11 protein-coding genes, 1 tRNA gene and 1 pseudogene are annotated in these 19441 nt (G+C 64.1%); 8 read left to right on the forward strand and 5 right to left on the reverse strand.

What is annotated here, in order from left to right:
* Nucleotides 1-138: 138 nt before the first annotated feature.
* A tRNA-Leu gene (locus H536_RS0118030) sits at nucleotides 139-224 on the reverse strand.
* Between the two features lie 157 nt (nucleotides 225-381).
* On the opposite strand from H536_RS0118030, the gene H536_RS0118035 reads away from it, so the two are divergent.
* Entirely contained in the window at nucleotides 382-588 is a 207-nt protein-coding gene (locus H536_RS0118035) for a hypothetical protein (protein ID WP_024351779.1), read from the forward strand.
* A gap of 185 nt (nucleotides 589-773) precedes the next feature.
* On the opposite strand, the gene wrbA is transcribed toward H536_RS0118035, so the two are convergent.
* Nucleotides 774-1373 carry an NAD(P)H:quinone oxidoreductase gene (wrbA, locus tag H536_RS0118040; RefSeq protein WP_024351780.1) on the reverse strand — a complete coding sequence of 200 codons (600 nt, stop codon included), beginning with the start codon at nucleotides 1371-1373 and terminating at the stop codon, nucleotides 774-776.
* A 296-nt stretch (nucleotides 1374-1669) separates the two neighbouring features.
* Between wrbA and H536_RS0118045 the strand changes: the two genes are divergently transcribed.
* The 5 genes and pseudogenes from H536_RS0118045 to H536_RS0118060 all read left to right on the forward strand — a co-directional run bounded on the left by H536_RS0118045 (nucleotide 1670) and on the right by H536_RS0118060 (nucleotide 9133).
* Nucleotides 1670-2425, forward strand: coding sequence for a competence/damage-inducible protein A (locus H536_RS0118045; RefSeq protein ID WP_024351781.1), 756 nt, complete (start codon nucleotides 1670-1672; stop codon nucleotides 2423-2425).
* A gap of 196 nt (nucleotides 2426-2621) precedes the next feature.
* Entirely contained in the window at nucleotides 2622-3119 is a 498-nt protein-coding gene (gpt, locus tag H536_RS0118050; RefSeq protein ID WP_009209626.1) for a xanthine phosphoribosyltransferase, read from the forward strand.
* A 618-nt stretch (nucleotides 3120-3737) separates the two neighbouring features.
* Nucleotides 3738-7616 (forward strand): vitamin B12-dependent ribonucleotide reductase, encoded by a 3879-nt coding sequence (locus H536_RS0118055; RefSeq protein WP_024351782.1) that lies wholly within the window; start codon nucleotides 3738-3740, stop codon nucleotides 7614-7616.
* 292 nt (nucleotides 7617-7908) lie between these two features.
* A pseudogene (locus H536_RS23850) lies at nucleotides 7909-8105 on the forward strand (ATP-binding protein); the annotation flags it as partial.
* A 167-nt stretch (nucleotides 8106-8272) separates the two neighbouring features.
* Nucleotides 8273-9133, forward strand: a complete 861-nt coding sequence (locus H536_RS0118060; protein WP_024351783.1) for an alpha/beta fold hydrolase — start codon at nucleotides 8273-8275, stop codon at nucleotides 9131-9133.
* Nucleotides 9134-9774: 641 nt separating this feature from the next.
* On the opposite strand, the gene H536_RS0118065 is transcribed toward H536_RS0118060, so the two are convergent.
* Together H536_RS0118065 and H536_RS0118070 are read right to left on the reverse strand one after the other, a co-directional pair.
* Nucleotides 9775-11442 carry an ATP-binding protein gene (locus H536_RS0118065; RefSeq protein WP_024351784.1) on the reverse strand — a complete coding sequence of 556 codons (1668 nt, stop codon included), beginning with the start codon at nucleotides 11440-11442 and terminating at the stop codon, nucleotides 9775-9777.
* Nucleotides 11443-11444: 2 nt separating this feature from the next.
* Nucleotides 11445-12944, reverse strand: coding sequence for an ATPase domain-containing protein (locus H536_RS0118070; RefSeq protein ID WP_024351785.1), 1500 nt, complete (start codon nucleotides 12942-12944; stop codon nucleotides 11445-11447).
* Nucleotides 12945-13483: 539 nt separating this feature from the next.
* Here H536_RS0118070 and H536_RS0118075 point away from each other — a divergent pair.
* Together H536_RS0118075 and chrA are read left to right on the forward strand one after the other, a co-directional pair.
* On the forward strand, nucleotides 13484-14302 hold the full coding sequence (locus tag H536_RS0118075) for a chromate resistance protein ChrB domain-containing protein (protein WP_024351786.1): 819 nt from the start codon (nucleotides 13484-13486) through the stop codon (nucleotides 14300-14302).
* A gap of 1 nt (nucleotide 14303) precedes the next feature.
* A complete protein-coding gene (chrA, locus tag H536_RS0118080; RefSeq protein ID WP_024351787.1) occupies nucleotides 14304-15719 on the forward strand; it encodes a chromate efflux transporter in 1416 nt (471 codons plus the stop codon).
* Nucleotides 15720-16066: 347 nt separating this feature from the next.
* On the opposite strand, the gene H536_RS0118085 is transcribed toward chrA, so the two are convergent.
* Nucleotides 16067-19408, reverse strand: coding sequence for an AAA family ATPase (locus tag H536_RS0118085; RefSeq protein ID WP_024351788.1), 3342 nt, complete (start codon nucleotides 19406-19408; stop codon nucleotides 16067-16069).
* Nucleotides 19409-19441 lie beyond the last annotated feature (33 nt).

Genomic DNA, 19441 nt, shown 5'->3' on the forward strand with positions numbered 1-19441 from the left:
CGTGGAGAGAGCCCGGCCGCCGCTGCCAGTCCGTGATCGGCGGTCACACATTGTGGTGATCAGTGCCACTGATGGCCCGCATGAGGAGCCATCGTTCGCAAATTGCAGCAAGAACCGGCACTAAGTCGTTCTGTCTGCTGGTGCGGGCGGCGGGACTCGAACCCGCACGGGACGAAGCCCGAGGGATTTTAAGTCCCTTGCGTCTACCATTCCGCCACGCCCGCGCCGCCGCGACCTCAACCAAACGGGGTATCCGTGTCAAGATTCGTGGACCGAATGTCACACTGAAACAAAAAGCCATCGCGAATTGCGGCAAAAATGAGTAACGTTGCGTAACCGGCGGGCCAGAAGCCGGACCACACGAGCATGGGAGACCGACGCATGACGGAGCACTCCAGCCGTTTCGGAGACACCGCCCGATCCGCGCGCATTGCCCGCGTGGAAAGTGTCGACAGCGCCAGTACCGATGCTCACGAAGCGCAGGGTTTCCTCGTCCGGTTGAAGAAGCAGAACGCGGCCCTGACGCGCCTGCTCGATGCGCTGAATTTCGAGGGCAGCGGCTCGCTTCAGGAGACGCCGAACAACTGAGACGCGCGCGTTTCGGCACGTTTGGCTGCGATCCTGCGGGGGCAATCAGCCCGCAATCATGACGCAGGCAAGCGTCATCATGTCTTTGCGCCGTCTATCGGAGTAGCGGTCGCCCGAGCCATATCGGACGACCACCCTCGAGGGGCATCTCGTGTCCCTCGCCGTCCCCAAAAATCCGGCCTCGTTCAGGCCGCGACCTTCGCGGCAATCTCGGCGATGTGCCGTCCCTGGAAACGGGCGCCGTCGAGCTCGATCTGGCTGGGCATGCGCGAACCGTCACCCCTGGCCATGGTGGACGCGCCATAGGGCGTGCCGCCGACGATCTCGTTCATGTCCATCTGTCCGGCGAAGGCATAGGGCAGACCGACGGCCATAAGCCCGTGATGCAGCAGCGTCTTGATCACCGAGATCAGCGTTGTCTCGTTGCCGCCATGCTGGGACGCGGACGAGGTGAAGGCACCGCCCACTTTGCCGACGAGCGCGCCCTTCGCCCACAGCGGGCCGGTGCGATCCCAGAACGCCTGCATCTGCGAGGCCATGTTGCCGAAGCGGGTCGGCACGCCGACGATGATGGCGTCGTAGCTGGGCAGGTCCATCGGGTCGCATTCCGGATGGGCGTAATCCGTCTTGAAATGTGCCGCCGCCACAACTTCCTGCGGGGCCGTCTCGGGGACGCGCTTGATGTCTACCGTGGCGCCGGCGCTGGTCGCGCCCTCGGCTACGGCCTCTGCCATCGCCTCGATATGTCCGTAGCTGGAGTAGTAGAGTACGAGGACTTTCGCCATCGGTTCGCTTCCTTTCAGAAAATGTCGTGGAGTCTGGAGGCCGGATGGGCTCTGGCCCTTACCTAGTCGGATTGCCGGCATCCGAGAGGTGGAAATGTTGCAACGCACCGTCACCCCGCAGAAGCAAAGCGGCGCATTGCTGTTTCGCGCCGGGCCTTGCCTTGCGGCGCCGAACGCCCTCATTAGCGGTGCTGCAGCGCCGTCCGGACCGGGTGGTGCCGCTGAGAATCGATCGAGCTGTGGAGGGCGCGGACGCAGTCCGTGCCGTGGTCCCAGCGCAGTGCCGGAGCTTCGCCATGAGTGCCCAACCCGCCGCGACTGCCGCGATGCTCGCCATCGGCGACGAGCTCCTGTCCGGGCGCACCAAGGACAAGAATATCGGCCATCTGGCGGAATTCCTGACGCTCGCCGGCATCGATCTCAAGGAGGTCCGCATTATCGGCGACGAGCCGCATTTCATCGCGGACACGCTCAATACCCTCAGGCGCAGCTACGACTACGTCTTCACCTCCGGCGGGATCGGCCCAACCCATGACGACCTGACCGCCGATGCGGTCGCCGCCGCCTTCGGGCTGCCCATCGGCGAGCATCCCGAGGCGGTCGAACTCCTGGCGGACTATTATGCCGGCCGCGGCCTCGACTTCACCGACGCTCGCCGCCGCATGACCCGCACCCCGGAGGGCGCGACGCTGATCGACAATCCGGTGTCCAAGGCCCCGGGCTTTCGCATCGACAATGTCTTCGTCATGGCCGGTGTCCCGCAGATCTTCCAGGCCATGCTGGGCAATGTCCTGTCGACGCTGCCGGCCGGCCAGGCCATCGCCAGCCTCGCCATCCCCTGCCCGTATGGCGAGGGCGACATCGGCGACCCGCTGCGCACCCTGTCGAAGGCGCACCCGGCGGTGACGATCGGCTCCTATCCGAAATTCGACGGGGACCGCTATTCCACCGAGATCGTCGTGCGCTCGCGCGACGATGCGGCGCTGAAGAGCGCCGCAGCCGCGGTGACGGCGATGCTCGAGGATCTCGGTCGGGCGCGCTCCAAGGAGTAGGACCGAGCCCGGGGGACCGGCGATCTCCTCCCGATCCGACGGCGGCAACGTGTCCGTTTTGCCGCAGTGCTGCGGCCCTCGGCGGTTTTATGCGTGGAAACCGGCGTCCGTGACGCGTCCGCGGGCAACGCGGCTTGCATCGGCGGGATGATTCGATCTATCGCAACCGCTCCCTCCAGCAGCCCGGAAGCGCGTCATGTCCACGGTCGAGAAATCCTTCCCCGTCTCCTGGGACCAGTTTCACCGCGATGCACGGGCGCTGGCCTGGCGGCTGGCGAGCCAGCGCGACGACTGGCGCGCCATCGTCTGCATCACCCGTGGCGGCCTCGTGCCGGCGGCCATCATCGCCCGCGAGATCGGCACCCGCCTGATCGAGACGGTCTGCATCGCCTCCTACCACGAGTACAGCGAGCAGGGAGAGCTCAGGGTTCTCAAGGAGATCTCGCCGGAACTCCTGAAGGACGAGGGCGACGGCATCCTGATCGTCGACGACCTGACGGACACCGGCAAGACCGCCGGCCTGGTGCGCACCATGCTCCCCAAGGCGCATTTCGCCACCGTCTACGCCAAGCCGAAGGGCCGGCCGCTGGTCGACACCTTCATCACCGAAGTGTCTCAGGACACCTGGATCTTCTTCCCCTGGGATCTCGGCCTGACCTTCCAGGCGCCGATCAGCAAGAGCACCCTCGGCTGACAAACGCCACCCAGCGATAGAGCACCCTGGCCGGTCCGTTTCGGTGTCCGGCTGAAGGGGCGAGACGCGTCCGGGCGCCGATCTTCGTAGCCAGACACCGATTCGGCCGCCGCGCCCGGCAGATATGGCTTGGGCTTCCTATGCCCGCCTTCGCACCGTTGCCGGACCGCACCGGTGCGACATCAAGCGTCCGACGAAACAACCGGGCTCCGGCGCCTTCGCGGACTTGTCCCCGCTTTCAACCGCCGTCCACACTTGCGCTCGCCAGCCTCCCCCTGCGAGGTTGGCCGCGAAGCTGCGGACCCGCCCGAGTGCGATCCGGCGCGGGCTGGAGCGCCGGCCGGCAGGGCAGAACCGGCCGCGTGGCGCCAAGGCGTTAACCGCTGTCCACAGGCCCGTCGGGAATAGGTGGATAAGCTGCCGCCTCCGGTCGCAAACGCCCGATTCAGAGTCGCTTAACCACCCCGAATATACTATATCTAGTGTCGCCACCCGGGCCCCATACCACATGCGCCCGGTGGCGATTTTTCGAGACAACGCGCCGCGCGAAGGGGTTTCCCTCGCCCGCTGGCGCGATTCGTTGCGGCAAACACGGAATAGACGAGGACCGTCATGGGCATGAAGATCGAACGCCGGTACACGAAGGCTGGCGAGAGCGCCTACCATTCGGTCGAGTTCCGCAAGGCGACGAGCGAGATCAAGAACCCCGACGGTTCGGTGGTCTTCCGCCTCGCCGGCATCGACGTGCCGGCCCAGTTCAGCCAGGTCGCCAGCGACATCCTGGCGCAGAAATATTTCCGCAAGGCGGGCGTGCCGAAGGCGCTGAAGAAGGTCGAGGAGAACGACGTTCCCTCCTTCCTCTGGCGCTCGGTCGCCGACGAGGAGGCGCTGGCCAAGCTGCCCGAGGCCGAGCGCACCGGCTCGGAGATGGACGCGCGGCAGGTCTTCGACCGGCTCGCCGGCACCTGGACCTACTGGGGATGGAAGGGCGGCTATTTCGCCTCGGAAGAGGACGCCGCCGCCTTCAAGGACGAGCTCGCCTACATGCTCGCCACCCAGAAGGTCGCGCCGAACTCGCCGCAGTGGTTCAACACCGGCCTGCACTGGGCCTACGGCATCGACGGTCCCGGCCAGGGCCATTACTACGTCGACTACCGCACCGGCGAACTGACTCGCTCGACGTCGTCCTACGAGCATCCGCAGCCGCATGCCTGCTTCATCCAGTCCGTCGCCGACGATCTGGTCAATGACGGCGGCATCATGGATCTGTGGGTCCGCGAGGCGCGCCTGTTCAAATACGGCTCCGGCACCGGCTCCAACTTCTCCTATCTGCGCGGCGAAGGCGAAACTCTGGCCGGCGGCGGCAAGTCGTCGGGCCTGATGAGCTTCCTGAAGATCGGCGACCGTGCGGCGGGCGCCATCAAGTCGGGCGGCACCACCCGCCGCGCCGCCAAGATGGTCGTCGTCGACATCGACCATCCCGATATCGAGAACTACATCTCGTGGAAGGTCCGCGAGGAGGAGAAGGTCGCCGCGCTCGTCACCGGCTCCAAGACCGTGTCCAAGCACCTCAAGGCGATCCTGTCGGCCTGCGTGAACTGCGAGGGTCCGGACGGCGACTGCTTCGAGCCGATGAAGAACCCGGCGCTCAAGCGCGCGGTCAAGGACGCCAAGCGCGCCCAGGTTCCGGAGAACTACGTCAAGCGCGTCATCCAGTTCGCGCGGCAGGGCTACACCGACATCGAATTCCCAGTCTACGACACCGACTGGGATTCCGAAGCCTATCTCACCGTCTCCGGCCAGAACTCCAACAATTCGGTCTCGCTGAAGGACGACTTCCTGCGCGCGGTTGAGGAGGACGGCACCTGGGACCTGATCCGTCGCACCGACGGCAAGGTCGCCAAGACCCTGAAGGCACGCGAGCTTTGGGACCAGATCGGCTACGCCGCCTGGGCCTCGGCCGATCCCGGCCTGCACTACAACACTACCATGAACGACTGGCACACCTGCCCGGCGGCCGGCCCGATCCGTGCCTCCAATCCGTGCTCGGAGTACATGTTCCTCGACGACACGGCCTGTAACCTGGCGTCGCTGAACCTTATCCAGTTCCGCGAGGAAGGCCTCGACGGCCCGGAGGGCATCAAGCGCTTCGATACCGACGCCTTCGAGCATGCCACCCGCCTGTGGACCGTCGTCCTCGAGATCTCGGTGATGATGGCGCAGTTCCCGTCCAAGGAGATCGCGCGGCTGTCCTACGACTACCGCACGCTGGGCCTCGGCTTCGCCAATATCGGCGGCCTGCTGATGACCGCTGGCATCCCCTATGATTCCGACGAGGGTCGGGCGATCTGCGGCGCCATCGCGGCGCTGATGACCGGCGTCGCCTACAAGACCTCGGCCGAGATGGCCGGGCATCTGGGCGCCTTCCCGGACTACGAGCGCAATTCCGAGCACATGCTGCGCGTCATGCGCAATCATGGCCGCGCCGCCCATGGCATCGCCAATGGCTATGAGGGCCTGTCGGTCGACCCGGTCCCGCTCGACCATGCCTCGCTGCCCGACAAGCGCCTCTCCGCCCGGGCCAAGACCGCCTGGACCGATGCCGTCGAACTCGGCAAGAAGAACGGCTACCGCAACGCCCAGGTCTCGGTGATCGCGCCCACCGGCACGATCGGCCTCGTCATGGATTGCGACACCACCGGCATCGAGCCCGACTTTGCGCTGGTGAAGTTCAAGAAGCTCGCCGGCGGCGGCTACTTCAAGATCATCAACCGCGCCGCGCCGGAGGCCCTGCGCTCGCTCGGCTACACCGAGGCCCAGATCGCTGAGATGGAGGCCTATGCGGTCGGCCACGGCAATCTGAACCAGGCACCGGCGATCAATCCGGGCTCGCTCAAGGCCAAGGGCTTCACCGACGAGCACATCGCCGCGCTGAACGCCGCGCTCGGCTCGGCCTTCGACATCAAGTTCGTCTTCAACAAATGGACCCTCGGCGAGGCGTTCATGAAGGAGACGCTGGGCGTCTCCGACGAGCAGCTCGCCGACTTCGCCTTCGAGCTCCTGCCGTTCCTCGGCTTCTCGAAGAAGGACATCGACGCGGCCAACGTCCATGTCTGCGGCGCCATGACGCTCGAGGGCGCGCCGCACCTCAAGCCCGAGCACTTGGCGGTGTTCGACTGCGCGACCCCCTGTGGACGCATCGGCAAGCGCTACCTGTCGGTGGAATCCCACATCCGCATGATGGCGGCGGCGCAGCCCTTCATCTCGGGCGCCATCTCCAAGACCATCAACATGCCGAACGAGGCGACGGTCGAGGATTGCAACGCGGCCTACATGCTGTCGTGGAAGCTGGCCCTGAAGGCGAACGCCCTCTACCGCGACGGCTCCAAGCTGTCGCAGCCGCTCAACGCCTCGCTGATCGCCGACGAGGACGACGAGGACGAGGACGCCGTCGAGATGGCGACCGCGGCGCTCGCCTCCGCGACCAAGCCGGCCCAGGCCGCGGAAGTCGCCGAGCGCATCGTCGAGCGGATCGTCGAGAAGGTCGTCCGGGACCGCGAGAAGCTGCCGAACCGGCGCAAGGGCTACACCCAGAAGGCCATCGTCGGCGGCCACAAGGTGTATCTGCGCACCGGCGAGTTCGATGACGGCCGCATCGGCGAGATCTTCATCGACATGCACAAGGAGGGCGCGGCCTTCCGGGCGATGATGAACAATTTCGCCATCGCCATCTCGCTGGGCCTGCAGTTCGGCGTGCCGCTGGACGAATATGTCGAGGCCTTCACCTTCACCCGCTTCGAGCCGGCGGGCATGGTGCAGGGCAACGAGGCGATCAAGAACGCCACGTCGATCCTCGACTACGTCTTCCGCGAGCTGGCGGTCTCCTATCTGGACCGGCACGATCTCGCCCATGTCCAGCCGGAGGATTTCGGCGCCTCGACCCTCGGTCGCGGTGTCGAGGGCGACAAGCCGCAGCCGCTGCCGGTCTCCCACGGCATGGTCCGCGGGCAGACGTCGAAATTCCGGCTGATCTCCTCGGCCGAGCCCCAGGGCAACGCAGCCAACGCCCCGGCCGGCACCAAGCCGGTGACCACGGCCGCGCGGACGGCGGCCAACACCGCCGGCGGATCCCCTGCCCGCGTCACCGCTCGTCCGGCAACGGCTGCCGCCACGGCCACGGCTTTGTCGCCGACGGCGCTCGGCACGCCGGCGGCCGCCTTCAAGCGCGATTACGAGCAGGCGCCGCTTGCCGATCCGGCCCCGACGTCGGACACGACGCCGGCCCAGGGCCTGTTCGATCAGCCGCTGGCCTATGAGGCGAGCGCGAAGGACACCGCCAATGTGGCGGCGGCACCGTCGACCGCCGAACGGCGCTCCATCGCCATGATGAAGGGCTACACCGGCGACAGCTGCACCGAATGCGGCAACTACTCGATGGTCCGCAATGGCACCTGCCTGAAATGCGACACCTGCGGCTCGACCAGCGGCTGCAGCTGATCCGATCCGATAGATGTTGGGAATACCAAATTTGTGGAATCGGAAGCAAAGTTGTGAGCGCCTTCGACAAGGTAGGAACTGAAACCTAGGTTCGCGACGTCCTGAAAACGACGCCAATAGAATGACTTAACCTGCGCGGCACCGCCGCGCAGGAATGCAAGCAGGAACAAACAGGGATCACGGAAGCGCTGTCGGGGGACCGGCGCCCTGATGCGTCACCGGATCTCGCTCAGCGTCGCATAGGTTCGCTCGTGATCGCATGAAGCCCGCTCACCCCGCCGCCGCGGGGTGAGCAGTCGAGCATTACCGTCGGAAAATCCGGTTCTTCTCGACCATCGAACTTGTCAACACGCTCGAACAGGAGAAGGCCAAGGGCAAGGCCGGCTAACTGTCCGAGACCCTTGCCCGTCTCAACCTCGTGATCCCCGACGAGATTGGATACCTGCCGGAAGTGCCTCCGAAGGCGCGCTGCTCTTCCATCTGCTGAGCATTCCGGTTCGGGCCGAAAGCCAACCGGCAGCTTTCTGGACGGTATGGCCGATAGCTGTCGTACCGCTCGCGACCCGTTGCTGTCGACAGGGCAGACTTGCCTCGTACCCATAAGCGAACGCGGCCCTAACTGTCACCGGATCATCTCAGAACGGGCGGGAGGCCGTATGTTCGAAGGCTTCGAGCTGGAGCGGATCCAGCTTTCTAATGCGACACTAAGAGTTCGCATGGGTGGCAGTGGTCCGCCGCTCCTCTTGCTTCATGGTCATCCGCGCACCCATGCAACATGGCATCGGGTCGCCCCAGTCCTGTCCGATCGCTTCACGGTGGTTTGCCCCGATCTCCGTGGGTTTGGCCAATCCTCAAAGCCACGGGACACGCCCGATCATTCCGGCTCTTCCAAACGGGCCAAAGCACAAGACTGCGTGGAACTCATGCACCACCTAGGCTTTGATCACTTCGGGCTCGTCGGCCACGACCGAGGCTCCTACACGGCGTTCCGCACAGCAATGGACCATCCCAACGTCGTCAGCCGTCTTGCGATCCTGGACGGCGTCCCCATTGCGGAAGCGCTCCATCGCTGCGACGCACGTTTTGCCACCGCCTGGTATCACTGGTTCTTCTTCGCGCAGCCCGAGAAGCCCGAACGCGCGATCCTGGCCGACCCGGACGCTTGGTATGGCGGGACTCCGACTGCTATGGGCGAACAAGCCTACGCGGACTTCCATGCAGCGATCCACGATCCTGCAACCGTTCACGGAATGATTGAGGACTACCGAGCTGGACTTGGTATTGACCGGGCTCATGACGAGGCCGATCAGACGGCGGGCCGCAGGCTGGCCTGTCCGCTTCTGGTTCTCTGGTCAGCACGCGATGACCTCGAAGAACTTCACGGCGACATTTTGGGCATCTGGCGAGGTTGGGCCGACGACGTGATGGGTCGCAGCCTCGACTGCGGCCACCACATGGCCGAGGAAGCGCCGGAGGAACTGGCTGTCGAGTTGGGAGCGTTTTTCAGCCACACGTAGCCGTGTCCGCTTTGGCTCTTTAGCGTCGTCAACCGGACTGGCAGCAGCCCACCCGGGTCGGAAATGATTTCCGATTCCGGTTCGGGCCGAAAGCCGACCGGCGGCTTTCTGGACGGTATGGCCTGTAGCTGTCGTACCGCTCACGACCCACGTCAGGCACTTAAGCTATCGCTGCAAAATCCCGATTGCTTTCATTTAATTCGGCCATCGTCATCTCGTTTGCGGTCTCCGGTGACATCCCAACAGCGGGGGCGACGTTACCGAATGCACCTAGGCTGATCAGGACGAGCGAACGGAGCATGCGGTCGATCAGAAGCCCTGACATATGTGCCGACAAGGGCTGGGAGCCCAAGCCCAAGAGTAGCAGATCGACTTGGTCATCCAGCCCGCCGTCGGCGGCAAACGAGGCTTTTTAGTTCAGAGGTGTAGGCTGTCATCCAGGCTAAGATAACCATGAGGATAGTTGGAATCCCCGGTGTCCGAACACGTGCCCGTGCGCATAAGGGAGCGGTTCCAGTCCAAGATCCTCGGGCAGCATAGCTGTAATGGCAACAGGCTCGTTATGCGGAATACATGGCACCCAAGGCTTCATAACAGCCCTCCTATATTCAGCGCACGCCAGTCACATGTACGATCTGACATTACCGCAGTAGCTTCCCGATCTCAGCCGCTAGCTGCGCTTGGGTATACGGCTTCCCGAGCCTCGGCAGCTCGATTTCAGAACCGGACGGCATCTCTGCGAATCCTGTGGCCAGAAGCATCGGCAGGCTTGGACGAAGCTCATGAACCGCACGGGCAAGCTGACCGCCGTTCATCCTCGGCATCGAAAAGTCCGTGATCATCAGGTCAAACTGCTCACCGGCGTTCAGAATCTCAAGCGCTTTCGCTCCAGAACCCGCCTCGACGACTTCGTGACCGAGATCTTCGAGCATGTCGACAGTGCTCATCAAAATCAGCGGATCGTCATCTACTATCAGGATCCGGGAACTGACGGTCACCGCCGAAATTTCGAGATCTGGCTCGGCAGCCTGTACTTCGCCTGCGCCGGCGGCGACCGGAAGCCAGAGCTCCGCACGCGTCCCTATGCCAACCGTGCTTGTCAGCCGCAGCGATCCCCCGAGTTGTTCGGCAAGACCCTGAATCATCGACAGCCCGAGACCGGTTCCCTTGCCGACGCCCTTTGTTGAATAGAAAGGCTCGGTCGCCCGCTTCAGCGTCTCCTCGCTCATACCAGAGCCAGTATCGGAGACTGAAAGTCGCACGTAGGTGCCCGATGGCAGCACCATCGCTTCGAACGTATCCGGCACGTCCACCTCGATCGTTAGGCTGCCGCCGTCCGGCATTGCATCACGTGCATTCACTGCGAGATTGAGCAGAGCCAGCTCGAGCTGATTGCCGTCGACGAAAGCCAGAGGCATGCCTTCTGGAAGTACGACATGCTGCTCGATTGTCGAGCCGAGAGATCGGTCCAAGAGGTCCGCCATTCCCCTCACGAGCTCGGAGAGGTTCGTCGGAGCGAGGGTGAGCTCCTGCCTTCTCGCGAATGCCAGAAGTCTCTGGGTGAGTGCGGCGCCACGCTGCGCGCCCTTCACAGCTCCGTCGACCAAGCGTTCAGCCTTCGCATCGAGCGTCATATGACGATGCAGAAGTTCGAGGTTTCCCAGGACCGCCATGAGCAAATTGTTGAAGTCGTGCGCGATGCCGCCCGTAAGCTGACCGATCATCTCCATCTTCTGCGCCTGCCTCAGAAGAATTTCCGTCCGCTCCCGCTGCTCAACCTCCATCACCAGTTTTTCGTGAGCCAACTGCATTTCCGCCGTCCGCTCGGCGACACGCGTCTCCAAAGTCTCGTTTGCCTGCCTGAGCTGATCGTCGCGCTCGTGCAATTCGACGATACGGGCACGAGCCTCGAACTGCCTTTCACGACTTCTCGAAGCGGTCTTCGCAAGACTGATGAACGTCGAGGGATGGAATGGACGCTCGAGGAAAGTCACGTTCCGCAGAAGTTCGGCAAGCTGCGTCGTCGCAGGATTTCGCTGCGAACTTTCCGAACGCCGCGTCAGAATGATGAAGGGGTAGTCCGACCACGCATTCTGTGTAGTAAGGCGGTCGTGCAATGGCTTGAGATCGACGCCCCGAAAGGATTCCTCGGTCACGATCGCGAAGCCGCTGCCGTCGCCGATCCGGCAGATCAGTTCCTGGCAGCTCTCACATACGACCGGCTGAAGGCCGACATCCTCTATGATTCGCGCGGCAATGGCAGCGTCCCTGCCGCCGGGCGACAAGATGAGGGCAATCAGTGCCGACATCCCTACAGCATGCCCTCTGGAACAGACCTCGGTCCGCCTTCCGAGGTGCCGATGAAAGTAGGTACACCGCGAAGCACGCCTTGGAACTCCTTCAGCGGCTGTCCGAGGACCAGGCCAGTCACTCCGATCTTGTACTCACGGATGGTATCCTCATGTAGACCCGTTCTCTTCTTGATTACGGAGACCGCCCGACGGACATTGCCGAGAGCTTCAAAATATCGGAGTAGGATGACGGTGTCCGCGATGTACGTCAGATCTACAGGGGACTTCATGTCGCCGACGAGACCATGCTGCGCGACCGTCAGGAAGGTGGTTGCCCCACGCCGGTTCAGGTATTGGAGCAACTCGTGGATGTGCAGCGTCAGGGAACCTTCAGCCGGCATCGCTGCTTGATATCCGTTGAGGCTGTCAATGACGACGGTTTTTGCATTCGAACTGTCGACGCGATCCCGGACACGGTGAGCAAATTCGCCAGGGGAAAGCTCTGCCGCATCGACCTGCTCGATCAGCAGCAGCCCTGCATCCCTCATCGCCTCGAGGTCCATCCCCAAGGCCTTCGTCCGGTCGAACAACAGGCCGAGCTCTTCATCGAAGATGAACATCGCCACCCTCTCGCCTCTCGCGACGGCCGCGACGGCGAACTGGAAGCAGAAGGTGCTCTTTCCGGTACCGGCAGGGCCGAGGACCAATGTGCTAGAACCCTGCTCTAGCCCGCCGCCGACCAACGCGTCGAGTTCCGCAATCCCGCTCGTCAACTGCGTCCGGGTAAAAGGAATACGGTGCTCGGACGCGACAAGCCGTGGAAATACCTGCACGCCGCCATTCTTGATGACCATGTCGTGGTAGCCTCCACGAAAAGACTGACCGCGATACTTCATGACGCGAAGCCTTCGGCGTTCCGAACCGTATTCTGGCGCAAGTTCCTCCAGTTTGATCACGCCATGCGCAATCGAATGGACAGTCTTGTCCATCGTGTCAGTCGTAAGGTCGTCAAGCAGGAGGACGGTGACGTTCTTCGTGGCGAAGAAATGCTTCAGTGCCAAGATCTGCCGGCGGTAGCGAAGTGAACTCTGTGCGAGCAGGCGTATCTCGGAAAGGCTGTCGAGGACGACACGGGAAGGCTGGATGCGCTCGAAGGCGTCGAAGATTGCCTTCGTCGTCTCGCCCAACTCCAGGTCCGAAGAATACAAAAGGCTCTGCTGGGAATCCGGATCTAACAGGCTTTCGGGAGGGACGAGCTCGCTTACCTCGATCGTATCGCCGAGGTCCCAGCCATGCGATCTCGCGCCGGCCCGCAGTTCCTTCTCCGTCTCCGACAGTGTGATGTAGAGGCCCCTCTCACCGATCTCAGCACCGCTCATGAGGAAGCTGAGAGCAATAGTGGTCTTACCGGTGCCAGGACTGCCTTCCATCAGGAAGACGTGGCCGGGAGCCAAGCCACCGACGAGGATGTCGTCAAGACCCGCTACGCCCGTCTTCGCTTTGATAACTGCAGTTTCCATAAGAGCTCCATGCAGGGTATGGGCAATGCAGTTTCCAATCCGCATGGTTGATCGGTAGCCGCAGCTACGGATGCTGGCAATCGGTAAACCTGCGATGAAGCGAACTTGGACGCAAATCGACCGCGGGCTTCATATGTCGCGTGCAAGGCGGCCATTTCGTAACCGGGAGACGGTGTTCGCTACACGCTCGACGGCACAATCTGATCACGATCCGTCATCTCCGATGATCACCAATAATCGTCAGGGGCCTCACTTGGCAAAATGCCGCCTGATCAGAACAGCTTGAACGTGCAACTGGCAGGTTGAGACTATACCGGCCGCATAGCGTACGGATGGCTTCCACCCGGGTCGGAAATGAATTCCGAATCCGGGTCATGGTGGCGAATGAACCTCCTTCGCATCCGATGGCGGGGATCGGCGCGGCGGTGACTTGACTTTGACGGCCGCCCTGGCTGAATGCCGGAATGGGGATTGCGATCACCCCACGAGGCCCCGGCCGAAGCATCGCGTCCACTCATCCATTCATGGAAGGACGCGTCATGGCTTCTACGATCGCCATCACACACGCCAAGCTTGCACGCCTCGTCGGCACCCCGAAATGTCCGTTCGTCGTCGATGTGCGGACGGAGGAAGACTTCGCCGCCGACCCGCGGCTGGTGCCGGGCGCGGTGCGCAGGGATCATGCGACGGTCGCGACCTGGGCGGCGGACTTTCGCGCCAGAGCGGTCGTCGTTGTCTGCCATGCCGGCGCCAAGCTCAGCCACGGCGTCGCCGCCTGGCTGCGCCATGAAGGTGTCGCCGCCGAAGCGCTGGAGGGTGGCCACGAAGCCTGGTCTTCTGCGGGCCTGCCGGTCGTGCCGGAAGCCTCGCTTCCCCGTCGGGACGGCCAGGGTCGGACCGTCTGGGTCACCCGGGCCCGGCCGAAGGTTGACCGGATCGCCTGTCCCTGGCTGATCCGACGCTTCGTCGATCCGTTCGCGGTGTTCCTATTCGTCCAGCCATCCGAGGTCCAGGCGGTCGGCGAGCGCTTCGGGGCCGCGCCGTTCGACGTCGAGAACGTCTTCTGGAGCCACCGCGGGGAGCGCTGCACGTTCGACACGATGGTCGAGGAGCTCGATCTCGCGACGCCGCCGCTGCTCCGGCTTGCGACCCTGGTTCGCGGTGCCGACACCGCCCGACCGGACCTCGCCCCGGAAGCAGCCGGATTGCTAGCTGCATCGCTCGGCCTTTCGCGGATGTACGCGAACGACCTCGAGCAACTGGAGGCCGGACTGCTCCTCTACGACGCGTTTTACCGCTGGTGCCGCGACGCGACGGACGAGACGCACAACTGGCCCGTTCGGAAGGCAGGATTGTGAGATGACCGACTTGCCCGCCTCCCGCCATGACGCGTCCGGATCCGCCCGCACCCCAGACCATGGGATTCCCTTCAGTGAAGCGGTCCGCGTCTGGGCGAAGATCGCCTGCCTATCCTTCGGCGGTCCGGCGGGTCAGATCGCCGTAATGCACCGCATCCTCGTCGACGAGAAGCGATGGATCGGCGAGGAGCGGTTCCTGCATGCCCTGAACTACTGCATGCTCCTCCCCGGGCCCGAGGCCCAGCAACTCGCCACCTATCTCGGTTGGCTCCTGCATCGCACGAAGGGCGGCCTCGTCGCCGGGGCCTTGTTCGTCCTACCGGGCCTTGTCGCCATCATGGCGCTGTCGTGGGTCTATGTCGCCTTCGGCAATGTCGGCATCGTCGCCGGCCTGTTCTTCGGACTGAAGGCCGCGGTCCTCGCGATCGTGCTGGAAGCGGTCAACCGGATCGGCCGACGGGCGCTGCGCAACGGCATCATGGTCGCGATAGCCGGTGCGGCCTTCGCCGCGATCTTCCTCTTCGACGTGCCGTTCCCGGCGATCATCCTTGCCGCAGGGACCATTGGATACGTCGCCGCCCGTGCAGGACTTCCGGCCTTCTCAGGCAACGGCGGTCACGGACCATCGAAGGGAGCGACAGTGTCCGACGCCGACTCCGCGCTGGGCCAAGCGGTGCCGGATCACGCCCAGCCGAATGTTGCCTGGGCGCTGCGCATCTCGGGGGTGTTCCTGGCGCTCTGGCTGATCCCCGTCGCCCTGCTTTTGATCGTGTTCGGCACCGGCAATGCCTTCGCCGACATCGCGGTGTTCTTCAGCCAGATGGCCGTGGTCACCTTCGGCGGCGCCTACGCCGTTCTCGCCTATGTCGCGCAGCAGGCCGTCGAGCAATATGGCTGGCTCGGACCCGGCGAGATGCTGGACGGGCTGGGCCTCGCGGAGACGACGCCGGGGCCGCTGATCATGGTCACCCAGTTCGTCGGCTTCCTCGCCGCCTTCCGGGACCCGGGAAGCATGAACCCCTACCTCGCCGGTACCCTCGGCGGGTTGCTCACGACCTGGGTGACGTTCACGCCGTGCTTCCTGTGGATATTCCTCGGCGCGCCCTACATCGAGCGGTTGCGCGGCAACCGCGCGCTCTCCGGCGCACTCGCGGCGATCACCGCGGCGGTGGTCGGGGTGATCCTGAACCTGGGCGTCTGGTTTGGGATGCACGTCCTCTTCCGACAGGTTGATGAAGCCCAAATGGGTCTGCTTTCCCTCGATGTTCCGGTCCCTTCGAGCGTTGACCCAATGGCCCTACTGCTTTTTGCCGCAGCCGCTCTGGCGTTATTCCGACTTAACATCGGCATCCTGCCGACTCTCCTGGGAGCCGCGGGTGCGGGAGCACTCTGGCATCTAGCAGGAGGGTTGATCTGAGACGGCCCAGAAGCTCAACATGCGTCCGCTTTTCTCTCATCGACGCTGGAGAACTGCCTGGCCGCTTTCCACCCGGGTCGGAAATGATTTCCGGTTCAGCATTGGGCCGTAAAGAGACCGTCCACTTAGGTACGCAGATATGAGAGTTGTTGTTCAGCAGAGCCCGTGGCCCTCGCGCTCTGCCATTTGTTGCCAAACCAGTCCCGGACTTGGGAATTGGGCGCGCGAGCGAAGCGGGTCACGCTCATTAAGACCCAAATCCTCAGGATACTCGGAATCGGTTTCTGACGATTCGGACGGTGGATTACATCAGCAGATCGCATCCAACGGTGTAGCGGCGTCACGAGCTATTCGCGGAGCAGATGCAGCAGATCGCGCGCCTCAACGACGTCCCTCAGATTGTCACCCTCGATTACTGAGTCGAGGGCACTCACGAGCGCTGACAATGACACTCCCGAATTGTCGCCCCTCGCCATGCGGAGCGCGGCGAGGTCGCGGGCCGCTCGTAGCTTGAACCAGTGGGCGCCTTGCCAGTCCGCCGTAGCGCAAGCGCGGCCGAGGGCCTCTTCTGCGGCATCGACGTCGCCCTCATGGAGAAGCCTGCACCCATGAAGACGTTGAATTTCGGATAGCATGAACTCCTCACCTGCGTGCGCGGTGCAGGCAAACGCCTCTTCGACCAGTTCCACAGCGTCCGCCGTGCATCCCAGATGGAGCGCCGCGTCGGCGGCGACCGCATCCCAGGTCGCGACATGCAAGCGCGCGCCCGTCCGCTTCCACCTTTCGATGCCGTCGCGTGACTGTTTGAGGGCTGACACGCCTCCGCCCAGCAGCACTTTTGCCCAACCGATGAAGATGTTGTCGTGCGCGGCCCAGAAGACAAAGCCGTGCTTCTCGCTCAGCCGCAGGTTCTTCTCTGCCTGTTCCAGACAGCTTTCTGCATCCCGCCGCAAGAAGAGAACCAAGCTGCGAATGGCACCAGCGAAAACACTGGCGATCGGGAATTCCAGCGCATCGGCATCGCCGATGGCCGCCTCGATCCGGGCAAGGCCGGTGGCTGGCATGCCTTCGACCGTATCGATCCACCCGAGATAGAGATGTGCGATCAATTCCGGATTCTCGCCGTGGTCGAAGAGAGATTGCTCCGGCGACCATGGCGTGGGGTCAGAGAGCACGGCCTCCAACGCCGCACGCGCCTCCGGCAAACGACCTTCCGACTTGCAGTTGGAGCCGCGGGCGCGTCGGGCAAGCCGCAACCAGTCTCCCCGACCGCAGGTTTCGGCCAGATCGATGAGCTGATCGGCGAGCGCGGCGCTGCGCGTCAACTCCCCCTGATCGTAGACGCAGTTCCAGAGCGCGCGCAGCACCGTGAAGCGGCACGCATCGTCCCGAAGTTGCTCAGCGAGCGCGACGGCAGGCGTCAAGGCCGCCTCGACATCCGGCGAGGCATAGCCCCGCACCGCGATGAGCGGCACACTGAGGGCAACACGTGCGTCCAGTTCTCGCGTCGCGCGATCGGGTCCCTCGGGAAGTCTCTCCGTGAGGGCGAGTGCGTTGGAAATGGCGCTCACCGCCTCCTCATTGGCGCTGCGATGGGTGGCGGCACGGCCGGCGGCCACGAAGCGATCGATAGCTTGTGGCAGATCGCCAGCTTCGGCCGCATGGTAGGCGATCAGACTGTGGGGCGCCCCGTCGGGACGCGCGGTGAGCGCGGCCGCGATGACTCCGTGAATAGTTCGGCGGCGCGAATGCAACAGGCTGGCATAGGCGGCGTCACGGACCAGTGCGTGTTTGAAGACATGGTGAACGGCGGGAGCGGCGCCGCGGCGGAAGACCAACTGGGCTTCGGCCAGCCGATCGAGCGCCTCGTCGATTTGCGCCCCGGGCAGGCCGGCCACGGCCGCGAGCAGCGCGTAATCGAACTCGCGGCCGATGCACGCGGCGATCTGCGCGACTTCGCGAACGCCCGGCAGTCGATCGAGGCGGGCCATGAGGCTGTCGTGCAAAGAAGCGGGGATGGCGGCGAGCGAGGGGCCCTGGCTGCCGGACTCGATGACGGCTCTGGTCAGTTCCTCCATGAAAAGCGGCACGCCGTCGGTGCGGGCTATGATCTCTTCCAGGATCTCGCTCGACGTCGCGGTATCACTCATCAGTTCCCTGATCAGCTCTTGCGCGGCGGCACGGCTCAGCCGATTGAGCGCGAGCCGGGTGACATGGGGATGGGCCGTCAGCCGCGGCCCACCCTCTGGACGGCTGGTCATAAGGATCATCACTGGCCGGTCGCCGATCGCGTCGAGAACGAGGCCGTAGAGTTCCAGCGTGGAGGGATCGGCCCAATGCGCGTCCTCCAGCACCATGAGGACCGGACGGGCGCGAGAAAGGCCCACAGGTTGGGCAGCAAGCGCCTGCAGCGTAATCACACGGCGTTGCTGCGGACCGAATCGCTCGAAAATTTCGGAGTCTGGCGGGACCAGACCAACGGCGTCGGCCAGCGCCGGCAGCGCGCCGATCGTCTCCTCATCGCCCTTCGCCAGCAGTGCAGTCAGACGATTAAGGTTCTCTGGATTTCCGACATCGGGGTCGAGCCCAGCCGCGTGCCGTAGTTGCTGGACCACCGGCCAGAGCGGTGTATCGGCGTAGTAGGGCGAGCATTGCTGGCGAATCCGGAAGTGATGCGTGCCTTCCAGACGACGCAGCAATTCCGCCGTGATCCGCGACTTGCCGATGCCGGCCTCCCCGGTCAGGAGTACGCACTGCCCCTCGCCGCCCCTCGCCAGCTCCCAGCGCTCAAGCAGGAGCGACAACTCAATCGCGCGGCCGCAAAGCGGCAGCAGGCGATGACCCTCCCGCGCCTCGAAGCGGCTTACGAGCATCTTTTCGCGCAGGACGCGGAAGGCCTCGACCGGCCGGAGGTAGCCACGCAGCCTCAGCGCCGGCAAGGGCTCGACCTCGAAGTGTTCGCCTGCGAGATGACGCGTCATCGCCGAGATCACCATGGCGGAGGGGGCCGCGATCGATTGCAGCCGCGCGGCGAGGTTCGGCGTATCGCCGACGACGGTGCGCTCGCGCGCCTCGTTGTCGCCGATGAGGTCGCCGACCACGACGGGACCACTTGCGCAACCGACGCGAACGGCGAGCGGGATATCCGTAGGGGAAGCGAGGCGCCCGGCCGCCTCGACGACCGAAAGGCCGGCGCGCAACGCCATTTCGACCTCGTCCTCGCGCACGCGCGGCCAGCCGAAATAGGCTAGCACGCCATCCCCCATGAACTTGGCGACATGGCCGCCGAACCGAGCGATCTCGCCCGCGACCGTGTCCTGGAACCGACGGATCAGGGTCGCCATCTCCTCTGGGTCCAGACGCGCGCCGAGTTCGGTGGAGCCGACGAGGTCAACGAACATGACGGTGATCTGCCGCCGTTCGGCTGCACCGTCTGACGGCGGTTCGGCGTCGACAGGCCGCGCCGGCGTCGCCTCGTGCAGCGCCTTTAGCAAGCGCCGGCGCTGTCCGAGCGTCAGGCCGAGTTCCTGCAGGTCGGATTCGTCGAGCTCACGCAAGAGCTCCAGATCCAGATCCTCCTCAATCAGGCGCGGTGCCAGAGCTTCTAGGCCGGCCAGGCGCAACCAGGACTCGAGCCCTTCGGGACGGTCGTGGTCGGTCTCCGCACCATGATCGGTTCTTCGTTCCAAGTTCCCGCCATCCGAGCCTAGCCCCACGTCAGG

Source organism: Aurantimonas coralicida DSM 14790 (assembly GCF_000421645.1).
GTDB classification, from domain to species: Bacteria; Pseudomonadota; Alphaproteobacteria; order Rhizobiales; family Rhizobiaceae; genus Aurantimonas; species Aurantimonas coralicida.